11 protein-coding genes are annotated in these 16064 nt (G+C 68.0%); 5 read left to right on the top strand and 6 right to left on the bottom strand.

Annotated features, from left to right (window positions below):
- Positions 1 to 22: 22 nt before the first annotated feature.
- Positions 23 to 1210, bottom strand: coding sequence for a cytochrome P450 (locus tag ACFYY2_RS13455; RefSeq protein ID WP_388742411.1), 1188 nt, complete (start codon positions 1208 to 1210; stop codon positions 23 to 25).
- A gap of 32 nt (positions 1211 to 1242) precedes the next feature.
- On the bottom strand, positions 1243 to 2535 hold the full coding sequence (locus ACFYY2_RS13460; protein ID WP_388741395.1) for a cytochrome P450: 1293 nt from the start codon (positions 2533 to 2535) through the stop codon (positions 1243 to 1245).
- A gap of 263 nt (positions 2536 to 2798) precedes the next feature.
- Here ACFYY2_RS13460 and ACFYY2_RS13465 point away from each other — a divergent pair, with 263 nt between their 5' ends.
- Positions 2799 to 3707, top strand: a complete 909-nt coding sequence (locus ACFYY2_RS13465; protein ID WP_388741398.1) for a hypothetical protein — start codon at positions 2799 to 2801, stop codon at positions 3705 to 3707.
- Between the two features lie 214 nt (positions 3708 to 3921).
- Here ACFYY2_RS13465 and ACFYY2_RS13470 read toward each other — a convergent pair whose 3' ends face one another.
- Together ACFYY2_RS13470 and ACFYY2_RS13475 are read right to left on the bottom strand one after the other, a co-directional pair.
- Positions 3922 to 4434: a hypothetical protein gene (locus ACFYY2_RS13470; protein ID WP_388741400.1), complete on the bottom strand. Its 513-nt coding sequence runs from the start codon at positions 4432 to 4434 to the stop codon at positions 3922 to 3924.
- A gap of 118 nt (positions 4435 to 4552) precedes the next feature.
- Positions 4553 to 5779, bottom strand: a complete 1227-nt coding sequence (locus tag ACFYY2_RS13475) for a DNA sulfur modification protein DndB (RefSeq protein WP_388741403.1) — start codon at positions 5777 to 5779, stop codon at positions 4553 to 4555.
- 176 nt (positions 5780 to 5955) lie between these two features.
- Here ACFYY2_RS13475 and ACFYY2_RS13480 point away from each other — a divergent pair, with 176 nt between their 5' ends.
- From ACFYY2_RS13480 to ACFYY2_RS13495, 4 genes are all read left to right on the top strand, one after another.
- Positions 5956 to 8130, top strand: a complete 2175-nt coding sequence (locus ACFYY2_RS13480) for an N-6 DNA methylase (RefSeq protein ID WP_388741405.1) — start codon at positions 5956 to 5958, stop codon at positions 8128 to 8130.
- A gap of 95 nt (positions 8131 to 8225) precedes the next feature.
- A complete protein-coding gene (locus tag ACFYY2_RS13485; RefSeq protein WP_388741408.1) occupies positions 8226 to 10343 on the top strand; it encodes an N-6 DNA methylase in 2118 nt (705 codons plus the stop codon).
- Entirely contained in the window at positions 10340 to 11638 is a 1299-nt protein-coding gene (locus ACFYY2_RS13490; protein WP_388741411.1) for a restriction endonuclease subunit S, read from the top strand. The genes ACFYY2_RS13485 and ACFYY2_RS13490 overlap by 4 nt, the downstream gene beginning before the upstream one ends.
- Positions 11635 to 14814, top strand: a complete 3180-nt coding sequence (locus ACFYY2_RS13495; protein ID WP_388741414.1) for a type I restriction endonuclease subunit R — start codon at positions 11635 to 11637, stop codon at positions 14812 to 14814. Before ACFYY2_RS13490 ends, ACFYY2_RS13495 begins: the two co-directional genes overlap by 4 nt.
- A 66-nt stretch (positions 14815 to 14880) precedes the next feature.
- Here the strand turns inward: ACFYY2_RS13495 and ACFYY2_RS13500 are convergent, their stop codons facing one another.
- Together ACFYY2_RS13500 and ACFYY2_RS13505 are read right to left on the bottom strand one after the other, a co-directional pair.
- Complete coding sequence (locus tag ACFYY2_RS13500) at positions 14881 to 15084, bottom strand: DUF397 domain-containing protein (RefSeq protein ID WP_388741417.1); 204 nt, start codon at positions 15082 to 15084, stop codon at positions 14881 to 14883.
- Positions 15081 to 15965 (bottom strand): helix-turn-helix domain-containing protein, encoded by an 885-nt coding sequence (locus ACFYY2_RS13505; protein ID WP_388741419.1) that lies wholly within the window; start codon positions 15963 to 15965, stop codon positions 15081 to 15083. Before ACFYY2_RS13505 ends, ACFYY2_RS13500 begins: the two co-directional genes overlap by 4 nt.
- Positions 15966 to 16064 lie beyond the last annotated feature (99 nt).

Here is a 16064-nt window from a genome sequence, read left to right on the forward strand (position 1 = left end):
CGCACCCGTCACCCGTCACCCGTCACCCGTGCAGCAGTACCGGGAACGCCTCGATGTCGTTCTGCGTCATCACCGGCAGCCTGCGGATCTCCTCGTCCCGGATCGCGAGCCTCAGCCCGGGAAAACGCTCGAACAGCGCCGGCAGCGCGATCCCGGCCTCCACCCGCGACAGCGCGGCTCCCGGGCAGATGTGGGGACCGTGCCCGAAGGTCATGTGCCGTATCGGCGTCGGCCGGGTGATGTCGAAGGTGCCGGCGTCGTCGCCGTGCTGGGCTGTATCGCGTCCGATGGCGCGGTAGGAGATCACCACACCCTCCCCCTTGGCTATCACCTGCTCGCCGACCTGGATGTCCTCGGTGGCGAACCGCATCAGGAGGTGGGTGGTGGGCGTGTCCCAGCGCAGCGTCTCCTCGATCACCGTCTCCCACGTGACCTCTCCGTCCAGCACCATGCGCAGCTGGTCGGGATGGGCGAGCAGGGCGCGTACGGCGTTGAGCACGAGGCCGATCGTCGTCTCGTGCCCGGCGGCCACCATGGCCTTGAGGTTCCCGACGACCTCTTCCTCGTCCAGCGGCTCTCCGCCCTCGTCGGCGAGGATCAGGGCGCTGGTGAGGTCGTCGGTGGGATGCGCCCGCTTCTCCCGCACCAGTTCGGTGTAGAACACGTCGAGTTCGGCGAGCAGCGCCAGGCGCTCCTCGTGCGGGGTGAGCATCGAGAAGAAGGCCTTGTACTGCCGGGTCAGCATGGGGTGCAGCGCCTCGTCCACCCCCATCAGGAGACCGACCACGCGCATCGGCAGCGGCTGGGCGAACACGGCCTTGAGGTCGACGGCCCCGTGCGCGCCCTGCTCGGCGAGGGCGTCCAGCAGCTCCTCGGTGAACTTCTCGATGGCGGGCTTGACGGCCTCCAGCCGACGCGGGGTGAGCGCCTGCGAGGTCTTCGTGCGCAGGCGGCGGTGCTCCTCCCCGTCCACGGTGAACATGGAACGTCCCGCGTCGATCATGCCGATCAGCGGCCAGGCGTGGGTGACCTCACCGCTCTGCCAGAGGCCCCACGCGTCCAGATCCTTCACCAGGCGGGGGTCGACGAGGAGGCGCCGGGCTTCGGCGTACCGGGTGACGGTCCAGGCGGGCACCCCGAGCAGTTCGATGCGGGCGAGCGGGTCGGCCTCGCGCAGCCGCTCGGTCTCGCCGTCGAGGTCCTGGACCATGGGGTCGATGACGACCGTCGCGTACGGGCATCTCACAGCGGGGCTCCTGTCGAGTGTGCGGCGGGCGAGAAGCGGACGGGGAGCGCGTTCGTCCCCCGCAGAAAGGCGGACGGCCTACGGACGAGATCCCGGGCGGGCACGGCGAGTTCGAGATCGGGAAGCCGGTCGAGGAGCACCTCGATACCGGTACGCGCGATGGTCTCCGCGATCTCCTGCGCGGGGAACGGGCAGCGGTACTCGCCGTGGCTGAACGCCAGGTGCGATCCGTTGCCCGCGTGACGGCCTGCCACGCCGGAGCCGAGGTCCTGCCGTATCAGCGGGTCGGTGTTGGCGGCGCCCAGGCCGAGCAGGAGCATGTCGCCCTCCCGAATGGCCCGCCCGCCGAGCTGCGTGTCACGGACCGCCCAGCGCCCGGCGAGGATCTGGGTGGGACTCTCCTCCCACAGGACCTCGTTCATCGCGTCGCCGATACTGCGCCGTCCGCCGGCGAGGGACTGCGCGAACTGGTCCTCGGTGAACATCAGCCGCAGCGAGTTGCTGATCCAGTCGGCGGTGGTGAGGTGCCCGGCCGCGGTGACGGCCATCAGGTCGAGCGCGTACTCCTCGTCGGTGAAGGGCTCCGGGTCGGCGAGCATCCGGGAGGTGACGTCGTCACCGGGCACGGCCCGCTTGGCCGCCACCAGCCGCCGCATGTGGTCGCCGAAGCGGCCGTACGCCTCCTGGGCCCCCGGGCCTCCGTCGGCCAGCTCCTTCAGGACGCGGGCGATGTCCGCCCCCTCCGCGTCGGGGAAGCCGACGAGCCGGGACAGCACCAGCACGGGAAGAGGCTCGGCGAACTCGGCGACGAGATCGGCCGCGCCACGGGCGCACACGGCGTCGACGAGCCGGTCGGCCAACTGCTCGCAGTGGCCGCGGATCTCGAACGGATCCGCGGCTTCGAGCGCGGGCACCACCATCGCGGAGTGGCGGCGGTGCTCGGCGCCCGCGGTGAAGTAGATGGACGGCATGGGCCGGCCGACCATGGGCAGCAGGGGCCAGTCCTCGGGAACGTGCTCCCACTGGTTCCACAGACCGACGTCCCTCGGGAAGAGCTCGCCGTCACTGGTCACCTGATGGACCTCGCGGTATCCGATGACCAGCCAGGCCGGGAGACCTCCGGAGAGCTCGACGGGTACGACGGGCCCGTGCGAGTGGCGCACGCGCCGGTACAGAGCCTGGGGTTCGATGCCGGACCCGGGTCCGCCGAGGGGAACGGGGGCGGTCGAGGCATGCGCGGGGCAGCCTCCGGGGGACGCGGGCACGCTGGATAAGAGCGGGTTCGTCATCGTACGGACTCCTCGAAGACGGCTTCGCGCGTTGGGGCCAGACGATCAACGCGGCACCACTATAGGGAGTTTGAGTGAAGCCATGGGCACGGATCGTGACACCGATCCGGCACAGGCCTTCACGGCGGGCGGGCTCCCTGGCGCGCAGACCCCCACGGCGGCCGGCCCCCCGGAGCCGTACCCTCGCAGCGCCGGGACCGGGCTCGTCTGCCGCGCGGCGCGCGCCATTACCTCGGTCAAGCACCGGTATACGCTGCTGGATCATGCAGATATCAGCACGCGGATCGGCCGTCTTCGGCGCTGCCGCTCTCGCCACCGTCCTTCTGGCTGCGCTCACCGGTTGCTCTTCCGGCTCCGACGAAGGTGACAGGGGTTCCACGCTCCTCTCAGGGCTCGGGGCGCTCGCCGGCGACACTGGCGAGAAGCATGTGTCCTTCCTCGACGCCGCCGAGGTACGCAAGCTGAGCAAGGACGACCCGAAACGGTTCACCTCCGTCTCACAGCCGAGCAGCCTTCTGCTGAACCCGTACCAACCCGGTCTTTTGGGGGCGCAGTTCGAGGTGTCCCAGATCGACACCGCGGTCGACACCGGCGAGGCCGGTCACTGGGAGGGTTCGTTTGACGTGTCGGCGATGACCAAGGCGCTGAAGTCGGGCGGCTACGCGCAGAGCGAGGAGGACGGCAAGGATGTCTGGTCGCACCCCGAGGGGAGTGGGGCCACGCTCCAGGTGTCGGAAGACGAGATCTCCTACTCGGCCCGTGACTCCGACCCCATGTCGGCCGTCGCCCCCGAGGAGGGTTCCTCGCTGGGCGACGACGAGAAGTTCCGGCGCGCGGTCGAGTGCCTGGGCAACGTCTACCGCGCGGACTTCAACCCGCTCAGCTCCCCCAACCCCGTGCGCCTGGCCGCTCTGGGCCAGCAGGCGAAGTCCGCGGCCAAGAACACCGAGGTGCTGTGCTTCGTGGTCGAGGACGACGTGGCGGCCAAGAAGCTGGAAGCCGATCTGCGGGTGGTGGTCAGCGACAAGTCCCCGAAGTTCGACGGCACTAGGGTGACCGTGGAAAAGGGCGACCTGCCGGTGGTGCGGGCTGTGGTCCCGGACACCGCCACCCAGCGGCCGGGCCGCCTGATCGTCACCGACACGGAACTGTGGATGACCGCCGCGGGCTGAGTTCCGTGGCTTTCGTCCCACGGCGGTGTACGTCGGGCACGGCGGCACGGCGTCAACGTATGCTCCGTGCCCGCGGAGACCTCGCCAGGTGGATCAACTGTGACTTCTGCTTCCCGAGCCTCAGCGGCAGCTCAGGGAGCGCTCACAGTGGTGCGGCACCCGCTGTCCAGGCGTAGTCGGTGAGGCCTGGCGCTGACCCACCTTGGAATCGAGGTCAACCTTCCAGGGAGCCCTCGGGGCTGTCGTTACCCTCCGCCATCACTTTGCCGCCGACAAAAGCCACACCCAGGACGAGTGCAGTTCCAGTGCCAACCAGCACCTTCCTGAGCTGCCCATCCAGGAACTTCTTGTGCTCAGTGTCCTTCTGTGAGACCTGCCGCCCATTCTCCTTCATTCCCTCGATGAGGAACTGCCTGTTCTCCCAACTCAGGCCATCCTTGTTGAGTTCATCCTTGAGGGTTTCCCTGATGTCCTGGAAGGCGCGATAGACGTGCTCCTGGCTCTCCGCGTCGGCCGATAGGGTGGACTCGTGCGCCCTCTTCATCGCATCCAGAGCACTCTTGGCGAGATCCTTGAACGCCGGGAACTGCTCAACGATCTTCAGAGCCGCCTCGGTTCCCATGTCAGGCATCATGGCTGCGAACCTGATCATCTTGTCCTTGGAGAGGTTCCTCCAGGACTCGATCCCGAGCGCCCGTTTGATCTCATCTTCATTCCGGTAGCCCATGCCGTGGTTTTGTCCGTCCTGTCTCGTTCCTTCACATTTCGGCGCTTCCCCCGTCGGCTGATAGAGGGGAGCCACCGGGGCGCCGACTTCGTCGTGCGGCGGGGAGCACGAGCGGCCACTACTGCCCTCGGATGCGCCGTCCCGCCTCCGTGCCCGGGTAGAGCATCGCGTCGGCGACACGACCGCCGGAGTCCTTCACACCGCCGCTGAAGTTGAGTCGCCCGGTCGCCCCGGCCTTCGCGGCCACACCGTCCCAGTAACGCGCCTCGCGCTCCCACTGGATGTCGGCGAGGAGCCGCTGCAGAGCGTCGGTGCTCAGCGCGTTCGCCGGGTCTGCCCAGGGCGTCGTCTGGTGGACGGCGATCCCCAGCCCGGCGAGCACGGCGGGCGCGGTGACTGCGCTGCGCGAGACGAAGTGGGCGCTGTGCTCGGCGATGAGCCGGGCGAGCAACGGCACGACGCATCCCTCGACCTGCCCGGCGTCGGTACCGGCGGGCAGCTCGTCCTCCTGGACGGTCTCCGCGGACCGGGAAAGCCCGTTGCGGCCGTAGATCGCCGTGATGACCAGCGCCCGCAGAGCGGAGAGGGTGATCACCTCGGGGTCGCTCTTGCCGACCTGCCGCTTGCTGGCGTTGACAAGCTTGGTGAACGGTACGAGCCTGCCGTCGACGTCCACCTTGACCGCGTCGGCGACCCGGTGCGCGAGGCGGGTGGCGAAGTCCCGCTGGTCCATGGACATGGCCAGGTTCTTCGCGACGGCCACGCCCTGGACGTTGCGGTCGTAGAAGATCTGCCGCGCGTCGGCGACGCTCAGGTCGACGTACAGCTCGAACGGTACGCGGATCGTGGCGAGTTCGGCATAGGTGAGCCCGAAGTGTTCCGGGTCGTCGTACAGCTCGTGCCAGGCGGTCGTCTGGGTCTCGCCGTCGATGGCGACGACCGAGGTGCCGGGCGTGATGGTCAGGGTGCGCAGTCCGGTGCCGGGCAGCAGTTCGTCGCTGAGCGCGGCGAGTGGCCCGGCGTGCCAGAAGGTGATCGGCGGCGTGGACCAGCCGGCGCCCAGCTCGCCCTTGACGCCGTCGGCGATGTACTCGGCGTACGAGCCGACGTTCTTCCCCTTCTGCGTGGACTTCAGCGCCCGCTGCACCAGCGACCGCAGTTCGGCGTGGCGCCGCACGGCGCCGGAGGCGGCCTTGAGCGTCTTCGTGTCCTCCTCGCGGCGGGGCGAGGGAACGAGCTGGACGAGTGTCGGGACGGACATGGTCCCGATCACGGCGTCCGCCCGGAACGGCATGACAGTGAGCTGGGTGCCTTCGACGACAGCGGTCGGCATGGTGATGCGCATGGCGATTCCCCCCACGGGATGGGCGAGTTCCTCGGACCCCCCTCGGGCCGAGCACCTCCGCTTGGAAGCAGCACCAGGTAAGCACTGCCATGAAAGCATTGTCAAACAGCTTGACGCGTTTGACCGACGGTGTAGGTTGTGAGCTGTCAGCTACCGAGAGGCCCAGGACTCCCGCCATGCCCCAGCCACCCGCCCAGGTGACCGCCGCCGAGATCTCACGCATCGCCGGGGTCACGCGCGCCACCGTCAGCAACTGGCGCCGTCGGCACGACGACTTCCCTGCACCGTCCGGGGGCACCGACAGCAGCCCGCTGTACGACCTGGTGGACGTGCAGAAGTGGCTCGGCGCCCGGGGCCACGCCTCGACGGCCGACCCCGCGGAGGAGCTGCGCACCACACTGCGACTGCACCCCGCGGGTGGTGGCATGACGAACACCCTGCTTCCCCTGGTGCTGGCCACGGCCCGGCGCACTCCCGAGGAGCGCACCGCACTGGACGGCCTGTCCGACGCCGAGCTCGTCGCCCGCGCCGACTGGGCGGTGGCCGACCTCGCGGAGCTGGTCCCCGGCACGGAGGCCGTCCACTTCGCGTCATCTGACGTCGACGTCCTGCGGGCGCTGCTGCGCTGCGTACAGGACGATGCGAGCGGCGAGGCGGCGATGGCCGTGCTGGCGGAACGAGAGCTGGAGGACAGTGCCGCGAGCGGCACCTACCGCACCCCGGTGCAGCTCGCCGACCTCGTCGCCCGCCTGGCGCCCGGACCGTACGAGCGGGTCATGGACCCTGCGTGCGGCAGCGGCTCGCTGCTCTCTGCCGCCGCCCGGCGGGGAGCAGCGGTGCTGTACGGCCAGGACAGCGTCCCCGTGCAGGCGCAGCGCAGCGCGGTGAGCCTGCTGCTGGCCGCGCCGGGCGCGGACATCGCGGTCCGGACGGGCGACAGCCTCCGGGCGGACGCGTTCGGCGGGGTCACCGTCGACGCCGTCCTGTGCAACCCGCCGTACGGCGACCGCGACTGGGGCCACGACGAGCTGGCGTACGACGCCCGCTGGGCCTACGGCGTCCCGCCGCGCGCCGAGTCCGAGCTCGCCTGGGTCCAGCACGCACTGTCCCACCTGGTGCCGGGCGGCCACGCCGTGCTGCTCCTCCCCCCGGCCACCGCCTCCCGCGCCTCGGGCCGCCGGGTGCGCATGGAGCTGGTCCGCAGCGGGGCGCTACGCGCGGTGGTGGCGCTGCCTCCGGGGGCGGCGGCTCCGTTCCATGTGGGGCTGCAGATCTGGGTGCTGCGGCGGCCCGAACCGGCCGGCCCCGCGCATACGTCGGTCCTGTTCGTCGACACGTCCGAGACGGCGGGAGCGGGCGGCGACACGGCGACGGGTGGGGGTACGCGGACGGGCGGCTACGTGTCGGGAACACGCACGGGCCGCGCCCCGCTGAACTGGACGGCTCTGACGGAAACGGCGCTCACCCAGTGGTCGGCCTTCGCGAAGGACCCGGACGCGTACGCCGACGAGCCGGGCACCGCCCGCGCGGTCCCGGTGGTCGACCTCCTGGACGACGTCGTGGACCTTTCCCCCGCCCGCCATGTACGCGCCTCGCGCACGGACATCGCCCCCGCGGAGCTGGCCGGGGAGGTGGACGACGTACGCCGACGACTCGTCGCCGGCGCCAAGTCACTGGGTGAGAAGGCCGGTTATGCGGACTGGAGCCCGGCCGGTCCCACTCCGCGCGAGTGGCGCACGGCGACGGCGTCGGACCTGTCCCGGGGCGGCGCGCTCACCTTGCTGCGGACGGCGCCGGACTCCAAGGGCTCTGGCGATGAAGCGTCGGTGACTGCCGTACTCACCGGCCTGGATATCGCGCGCGGTATGGCCCCATCCGGTGACCCGAGCGGGCTGCGGGCGGACTCGGCGCCGGCGATCGCGGCGGGCGACGTACTCGTTCGGGCGGTCGCGGGCGGCAGCGGCGCGATGGCCCGAGTGGCTGACGACGCGGACGCCGGGGCACTGCTCGGCCACCAGGTCCACCTGTTCCGGCCGGATCCGGCACGGCTCGATCCGTGGTTCCTGGCCGGCTTCCTGGGCGCGGAGGAGAACATCGCGAGCGCGTCGACGGGCAGCACGGTGCTTCACGTCAGTCCGGGCCGACTGCGCGTCCCGCTGCTGCCACTGGAGGAGCAGAGACGGTACGGCGAGGCGTTCCGCCGCGTCCACGCGCTGAGAACCGAGGCCGCGCGCGCCACGGAACTGGCCGAGGAGACCGCGCGGCTGCTGGTCGGCGGGCTGACGGGAGGCGGGCTGGTCCCGTCAGCCCCGGCGGCGGCCGACAGCGGGGCCGCCGCGGAATCGGCCTGAACCAGCACTACGGCCTTCACGCAACCACCACACTTGTCAGTACCCGCTCCGGTAGACCGGAGAGCGGGGGGTCCGAAAGGAAACCGGGGAATCCCTTGAACAGCAGCAAGCACACGGAGCTGGCGAACCACGCCTGGTCCGTCGCCGACCTTCTGCGCGGCGATTACAAGCAGTCCGACTACGGAAAGGTCATCCTTCCGTTCCTGGTGCTGCGCCGCCTCGAATGCGTCCTGGAGCCGACGCGGGAGAAGGTCGCGGAGACGGCCGCCCGTTTCGAGGGCCAGGAGATCGACACGGACCACTTCCTGCGCCGGGCGTCAGGCCACTCGTTCTACAACACGAGCAGCCTGACCCTGCGCAAGATCGCCGGCGACGCGAGCAATGCGGCGGCGAACCTCCAGGTGTATGTCGGGGGCTTCTCGCCCAACGCCCGCGAGGTCATGGAGAAGTACGAGTTCGCCCAGCAGATCCGCAAGCTGGACAGCGCGAACCTGCTCTACCAGGTGATCGGCAAGTTCACGGACCTGGACCTGCGCCCGGAGGTCGTGCCCAACCACAACATGGGCTACATCTTCGAGGAGCTGATCCGCCGCTTCTCCGAGCAGTCCAACGAGACCGCGGGTGAGCACTTCACCCCGCGCGAAGTCATCAAACTGATGGTCAACCTGCTGATCGCCCCGGACAGCGACGCGCTCAGCCTGCCGGGTGTCGTACGCACGGTCATGGACCCGGCCTGCGGCACGGGCGGCATGCTCAGCGCGGCCGAGGAGCACATCAAGTCGTACAACGACGACGCCACGGTGGAGGTCTACGGCCAGGAGCTCAACCCCGAGTCCTGGGCGATCTGCCGGTCCGACCTGATGATCAAGGAGCAGGACCCGGAGAACATCGCGTTCGGTAACTCCTTCTCGGACGACGGCCACGCGCGGGAGACGTTCGACTATCTGTTGGCGAACCCGCCGTTCGGCGTGGAGTGGAAGAAGGTGAAGGAGGCCGTCGAGTTCGAGCACAACAACCTCGGCGACTCCGGCCGCTTCGGCGCGGGCCTGCCCCGCATCAACGACGGCTCGCTGCTCTTCCTCCAGCACATGATCTCGAAGATGAAGCCGGTGGACGTGCACGGCGGAGGTGGCTCGCGCGTCGCGATCGTCTTCAACGGTTCGCCGCTCTTCACGGGCGCGGCCGGCTCGGGCGAGTCCGAGATCCGCCGCTGGATCCTGGAGAACGACTGGCTGGAGGCGATCGTCGCCCTGCCGGACCAGCTCTTCTACAACACGGGTATCGCCACCTACTTCTGGATTTTGACCAACCGCAAGGACGCCCAGCACAAGGGCAAGGTCGTGTTGCTGGACGCGCGCGACCAGTGGGTGAAGATGCGAAAGTCGCTGGGCGACAAGCGCAAGGAGCTGGGCGACGGCTCGGGCGGCAAGCCGAACCACATCGGCGACATCACCCGCCTGTGCGGGGAGGCTGTGACAGCCGCAGCGGACCCGGAGCACCCGATGCACGCCAAGGTGAAGGTCTTCGACAACACGGCCTTCGGCTACCAGCGGATCACGGTGGAGCGGCCTTTGAAGCTGCGGTTCGAGCTGACGGAGGAAACGCTGGCGGCGCTGCTCGCGTCGAAGCCGGTACAGAAGTGGGCGGAGGAGCGCTTCCTGCCGCGTGAGCCTGAACTGGCGGCGAAGGCGAAGGCTCGGCGGAAGCTGACGGACGAGGAGCAGGCGCAGTTCCAGAAGCTGGCCGACGCCGAGGCCCAGGTGCTGGGGGACGCGTTGAGCCCGCTGCTGGGGAGCGAGTGGCCCACCAAGTCCGAGGCGCAGGTCGCTGTACGGAACGCCATGGCGGAAGCCGGCGTCCAGGGCCCGACGGGCGCACCGTTCACGAAGGCGCTGCGGGACACGGTGGGGGTACGGGACCCGGAAGGCGAGGTGCAGTTGCTCAAGGGCGGCGCACCGGAGCCGGACAGCGAGCTGCGGGACTACGAGAACGTGCCGCTGGGCGAGGACGTGGAGGGGTACCTGAAGCGGGAGGTGCACCCGCATGTGCCGGACGCATGGATCGACCACACGAAGACGAAGGTGGGGTACGAGATCCCGTTCACTCGGCACTTCTACGTGTACGAGCCGCCGCGGCCGTTGACGGAGATCGACGCGGAGCTGAAGGCGCTTGAGGCGGAGATCCAGGCGTTGCTGGGTGAGGTAACCGAGTGAAAACTCTCCCTACAAATTCCACTCCGACGATCGACTGGCTGGGGCAACTAGGTCGAAATTGGCCAACAACGACACTCGGTCGAGTTGGACGATTTTACATGGGGACAACATTCCCTGACACCTTCCAGGGAAATAGCAATGGAGATATCCCATTCATGAAGGTGTCAGATTTCCCTCTCGCCGACCGCAAGGGGGTCCTGTCCACTGCTAACAACTGGATTAGTACGCATACAGCCCGCCACCTGGGGGCCCGCATATTGCCAGAGGGGTGCGTCCTCTACCCGCGAGTTGGGGCTGCTCTGCTTCTAAATCAACGACGCATCACTGGCAGTCCTTGCATCGTGGATGACAATGTTAGAGGATTCCAACCCTATTCAGGCGACCCGCGATACTGGCGATACCTGATGACGCTTCTCGACATGGGGAGGATCACCAACCCTGGCCCCGTGCCATCGGTTAGCGAGACCCAGGTGGCTGCTGTGCGGGTTCCCTCACCACCCCGCGATGAGCAGCGCCGCATCGCCGACTTCCTCGACGCCGAGACCGCCCGCATCGACCAGCTGGGGCTCAAGTACCGCAAACTGGCCCTACTCGCCGCCGAACGCGCAACCGCAGCCACGGACGAGGCATTTGCCGGCCTACCCGACAGCTCAACAATTCCCGTATCAGCCGCCTGCAGCAATATCGTTGACTGCGTCAACAAAACAGCACCGACCTCGGACCTAGTCACTCCGTACCGGATGATCCGGACAACCAACATCCGAAACGGAGAGGTAGACGCAGAAAATACCTTTTCAGTAGAACACTCGACTTTCATCGAGTGGAATCGACGCGGCACACCACAGGCTGGTGACATCCTATTCACCCGAGAAGCCCCCCTCGGGCAAGTAGGAATCCTTCGAGCAAGAACCCCGGTTTTCTTGGGTCAGCGCGTGATGCTCTATAGGGCCAACGACAAAGTGATCAAGAATGAGCTACTGCTCTACAATTTTCTGGCCACACACATGAGGGAGCAGTTGCGCCGCCTCGGGGCCGGGTCTCTGCACGAGCACATGCGAGTCGGAGACGGTCTGAAACTTCGAGTTCACTGCCCACCCCGCGCGAAGCAAGACGAGCTTGTGCGGAAAATCGGGGTTGCTCGCGGTAAGAGCCTACATCTCGAGCGCCTAGCGAACCGGCAACTGAATCTTCTCACCGAGCGCCGCCAAGCCCTCATCACCGCCACCGTAACCGGCCAGTTCGACGTCTCCACCGCCAGCGGCCGCAACGTAACGGACGGAGTCCCGACATCGTGAGCCCCATCCACGACGAGTCCGCCTTCGGCGGCGCCATCGTCGCCGCGATGACCGAGCGCGGCTGGCGCGAGGCGCGCCCCGAGGACTACCAGGCTGACCTCGGCCTGGACACCAACGAGTTGTTCACCTTCCTCGGCGAGAGCCAGCCCCGCGAGTGGGACGAACTCCTCGGGGTCTACGGCAACGACCCCAACGCCGCCCAGCGCGGCTTCGCTCAGCGCCTGGACAAGGCCATCAGCGATGACGGCCTCCTCCACGTCCTCCGCAACGGCGTCAAGGACCGGGGCATCCGCCTCCGCGTCGCCTACTTCAAGCCGAACCTCGTCGCCGACGACTCCGTCCTCGACGGCTACCGCGCCAACCGGCTCACCGTCGTACGCGAACTCGTCTACGCCACCAAGCAGGCCGACTGGGGTAACAAGCTCGACCTGACCCTGTTCCTGAACGGCATTCCCGTCGCCACCGCCGAGTTGAAGAACCCGCTCACGCAGCAGGGCGTCGAGCACGCCAAGGAGCAGTACCGCACCGACCGCGATCCCACCGAGCTGATCTTCACTCGCCGTGTCATCGCCAACTTCGCGGTCGACCCGGACCTCGTCTTCGTCTCCACCCAGCTCCGGGGCAAGAACACCCGCTTCCTTCCCTTCAACACGGGTTCCAACGGCGCCGGTCTGCCCGGTGGCGCCGGAAACCCGGCCCCGACCGCGTACGGCACCTACGCCACCTCCTATCTGTGGGAGCAGGTCTGGGCGCGGGACAACTGGCTGGACCTGCTCCAGCGCTACGTGCACCAGCAGAAGACCAAGACCCCCGGCGGCGGGACCACCAAGTCGACGATCTTCCCGCGCTTCCACCAGTGGGACGTGGTCAAGAAGCTCACCACCCACGCAGCGACCTTCGGCGTGGGCCAGAACTACCTCGTGATGGCCTCCGCCGGCTCCGGCAAGTCGAACACCATCGGCTGGCTCGCCCACCGCCTGAGCGACCTCCACGCCGCCACCGACCCCCGGACGCTCGACCCGGATGCGCTGTCAGCCGGCCGGATCAAGCCGGGTACACCGGTCTTCGACAAGGTCATCGTCATCACGGACCGCCGCAACCTCGACGCCCAGCTCCGGGAGACGGTCGGCAGCTTCTCGCAGATCGAGGGCCTGGTCGTGAAGGTGGACGAGAAGCACGGTTCGAAGAGCGAGCAGCTCGCCCGCGCGCTGTCACGGGACACGGGCAAGATCGTCACGGTCACCCTGCACTCGTTCCCGGCGCTTCTGGACTACATCCAGCGCAACCCCACCGAGATCAAGGGCACCAGCTTCGCCATCATCGTGGACGAGGCGCACTCCTCCCAGTCCGGCGACGCCGCAACCGCCGTACGTGCGGCCCTGCGCGACCTCGGTCTGGACTCCGACTCGGAGGACCAGGGCGCCACCACCGTCACGCTCGACGAGAAGCTGAAGAAGAAGGCCGCGGAGCGCTCACGGGCCGCGAACCTCTCCTACTTCGCGTTCACCGCCACCCCGAAGGCGAAGACGCTCGAACTCTTCGGCACGGAAGACACCGTGGACGGCAAGGCGGCCTACCGCCCCTTCCACACGTACTCCATGCGCCAGGCCATCGAGGAAGGCTTCATCCTCGATCCGCTGCGGAACTACGTCACGTACAACACGTACTGGAAGCTGGTGAACGAGAACCCGGACGAGCGTGAGGTGGACCCCTCCAGGGCCAACAGCCTGCTCGCCCGGTTCGCGCTCACCCACGAGTACACCGTCTCCCAGCACGCCCAGGTGATCGTCGAGCACTTCCTCGCGCATTCCCGCGGCCGGCTCGGTGGGCGCGCCAAGTCGATGGTGGTGACGGGTTCGCGGCAGTCGGCCGTGGAGATGGCGCGGGCGATCAAGAGCTACATCAAGGACCGGGAGTACGACACCAAGTACCCGGACCTTGGTGTCCTGGTGGCCTTCTCCGGCTCGCTCACGATCGACGACGAGGAGACGACCGAGCCGAAGGAGAACGGCGGGATCGCGGAGAGCGCGCTGCCGAAGGCGTTCGCGTACACACGAGCCGACGACAAGGCGGTCGGCGCGGGCGGCCGGGGCCAGCAGGAGTTCAAGATTCTGGTCGTCGCGGAGAAGTATCAGACGGGCTTCGACCAGCCGCTGCTGACGACCATGTACGTCAACAAGAAGCTGACCGGTATCTCAGCCGTGCAGACCCTCTCCAGGCTCAACCGCACCGCCGACCGCAAGACGCAGGCCGACCTCGCGGTCCTGGACTTCGCGAACGACGCCGAGGACATCCGGGACGCGTTCCGCCCGTACTTCGAGGAGGCCAACACCCTCCCGTCCGACCCGAACCTGCTCTACACCGCGCAGAGCCGGGTGATGTCGGCGCCGATCATCTCGGAGTCGGAGATGGACGAGTTCGCCGCGGCGTACTTCGCAGCGAAGGAGAAGGCGGCTGGCTCGCAGGCCAAGTGGGAGAAGCTGCACGCGGAGCTGTACCGACTCCTGTCCCCCGCCGTCGCCCGCTTCACCCCGCTCATGGAGAGCGAGGAGGAGGACGATGTGGAGACGGCGGAGGACTTCCGTGCGGACCTGAACGACTACGTGCGCAAGTACGGCTTCCTCGCCCAGATCGTTCCGTACCGCGACGCCGAGTTGGAACGGCTCCACCTCTACGGCCGCTACCTCCTCAACCGGCTCCCGCGCCGCGCGGACGGTGGCGTGGACATAGGCGAGATCGACCTCAGTCACCTGCGGGTGGAGAAGACGGGCGAGTACGACGTCTCCCTGGCCCCCGAGGGCTCCGCCCAGCTCCCCGGCTTCGGTGACGGCACAGGCGGCGCGGCAGAGGCGGAGAAGTCGCTGCTGTCGGAGCTGATCGAGGCGTTCAACGCCAAGTTCGGTACGGACTTCACGGAGGAAGACGTCCGTAAGCCGTTCAACAAGACCAAGGAAGATCCCAAGGTCCGGGCAGCGGCTGTCGTCAACGACGAGGCCAACTTCGGCAAGGTCTGGGACAGGGCCTTCGCAGACAACATGGCCGACCACATCGAGACGACCGCCGGCATAGGGCGTCAGTACTTCGGCCCTGACAAGAGCTTCCGGTCCAACCTGGACCGCAGCGCACGCCGGGCCGCGTGGCGGATGATCCGCCGCGAGGAGAACGTGGACGAGTAGTCCCGTACGCGGGTGGGCCCGCCGCGCACCAGTTCGGTGCGCGGCGGGCCCACCCGCGTACGTTGCTCAGCGAGCAACGAGCCCGACGAACCCAGCCCACGCGCCTGGCGCAATGGTCAGTACGGGGCCGCTGACCTGCTTGGAGTCCCGGACGTGCACGTGGGCGGTGCCTGTGGCGAACTCCACGCACTCGCCACCCTCGCCACTGCTGTAGCTGCTTTTGAACCAAGCCGTCTCTGGCACGCTCGGCATCTCCGTCCGGTCCATCATCCCTCTCCCAGAAGTCCCTTGACGACGTCCAGCGATTCACGCGGTGTCAGTGCCTGGGCTCGGATGATCCCGTACTGCTCCTCGACATCACGCACGTCCGCTCGGTCGGTGTGCAGGCGGCTGTCTCGCTGAACCTCAACGTAAGCCATCCTCCGCCCGTCGCGTTTTTCGATCAAGGTGAAGGGGCCAGCCAGCCCACAGTGTTCAGGCCGAGCGGTCGGCATGACTTGAACTTCCACGTTCCGCCGCTGGCCATGAAGGATGATCTGTTCCAGTTGGCCACGTAGCACCGACAGTCCACCGACAGGGCGCCGCAGCACAGACTCCTCGATCACGAAGCTCAGGGTCGGCATTGGTTTCCGAGAGAAAATGACCTGCCGCGCCAGGCGTGCCGATACGCGCTGCTCGACCGTCTCCTCATCGAGAAGTGGCCGCCTCATGACAAACACCGCGCGTGCGTAATCCTCGGTTTGCAACAATCCCGGCACTGCCATGGTTGCGTACACATGAAGGGTGACCGCCTCAGCCTCCAAGCGCGCCATATCCCGGAAGAACGCCGGATACTGCGACCGAGCCAGCTCCTCCTTCAACGCCACGAGCAGCCCCCCGGCGTCCAGCACCCGGTCCGCCTTGTCGATGAACTCCGGTTGCGGGATCCGCCGCCCCTGCTCGAACGAGGCCACGGACTGCGCCGCGTACCCCACCCGCTTGCCGAACTCGACCCGTTCCAGCCCCGCGCGCATCCGCAGCAGCTTCAACTGCCGCCCGAACGCGACCGCTACCCCGTTCTCCGACTTGCCCTCTGGCTGGGCGGAGGCACCCGACGAGGGCTCCCCACCATCCCCCGTAGCCACGCCCGCGTCCCTCTCGTCCTGCGTCATCCGCCACCGCCTGTCCCACGTGCGTACAACACCCCGGATCTCACTTCCGTCGCCCGCCCGTGAGGCAGCGCCCGCCCCGGCTCGTCCCACTCGGGCACC

Origin of the sequence: Streptomyces sp. NPDC001822 (genome assembly GCF_042892135.1) — a bacterium.
Taxonomy (GTDB): Bacteria; Actinomycetota; Actinomycetes; order Streptomycetales; family Streptomycetaceae; genus Streptomyces.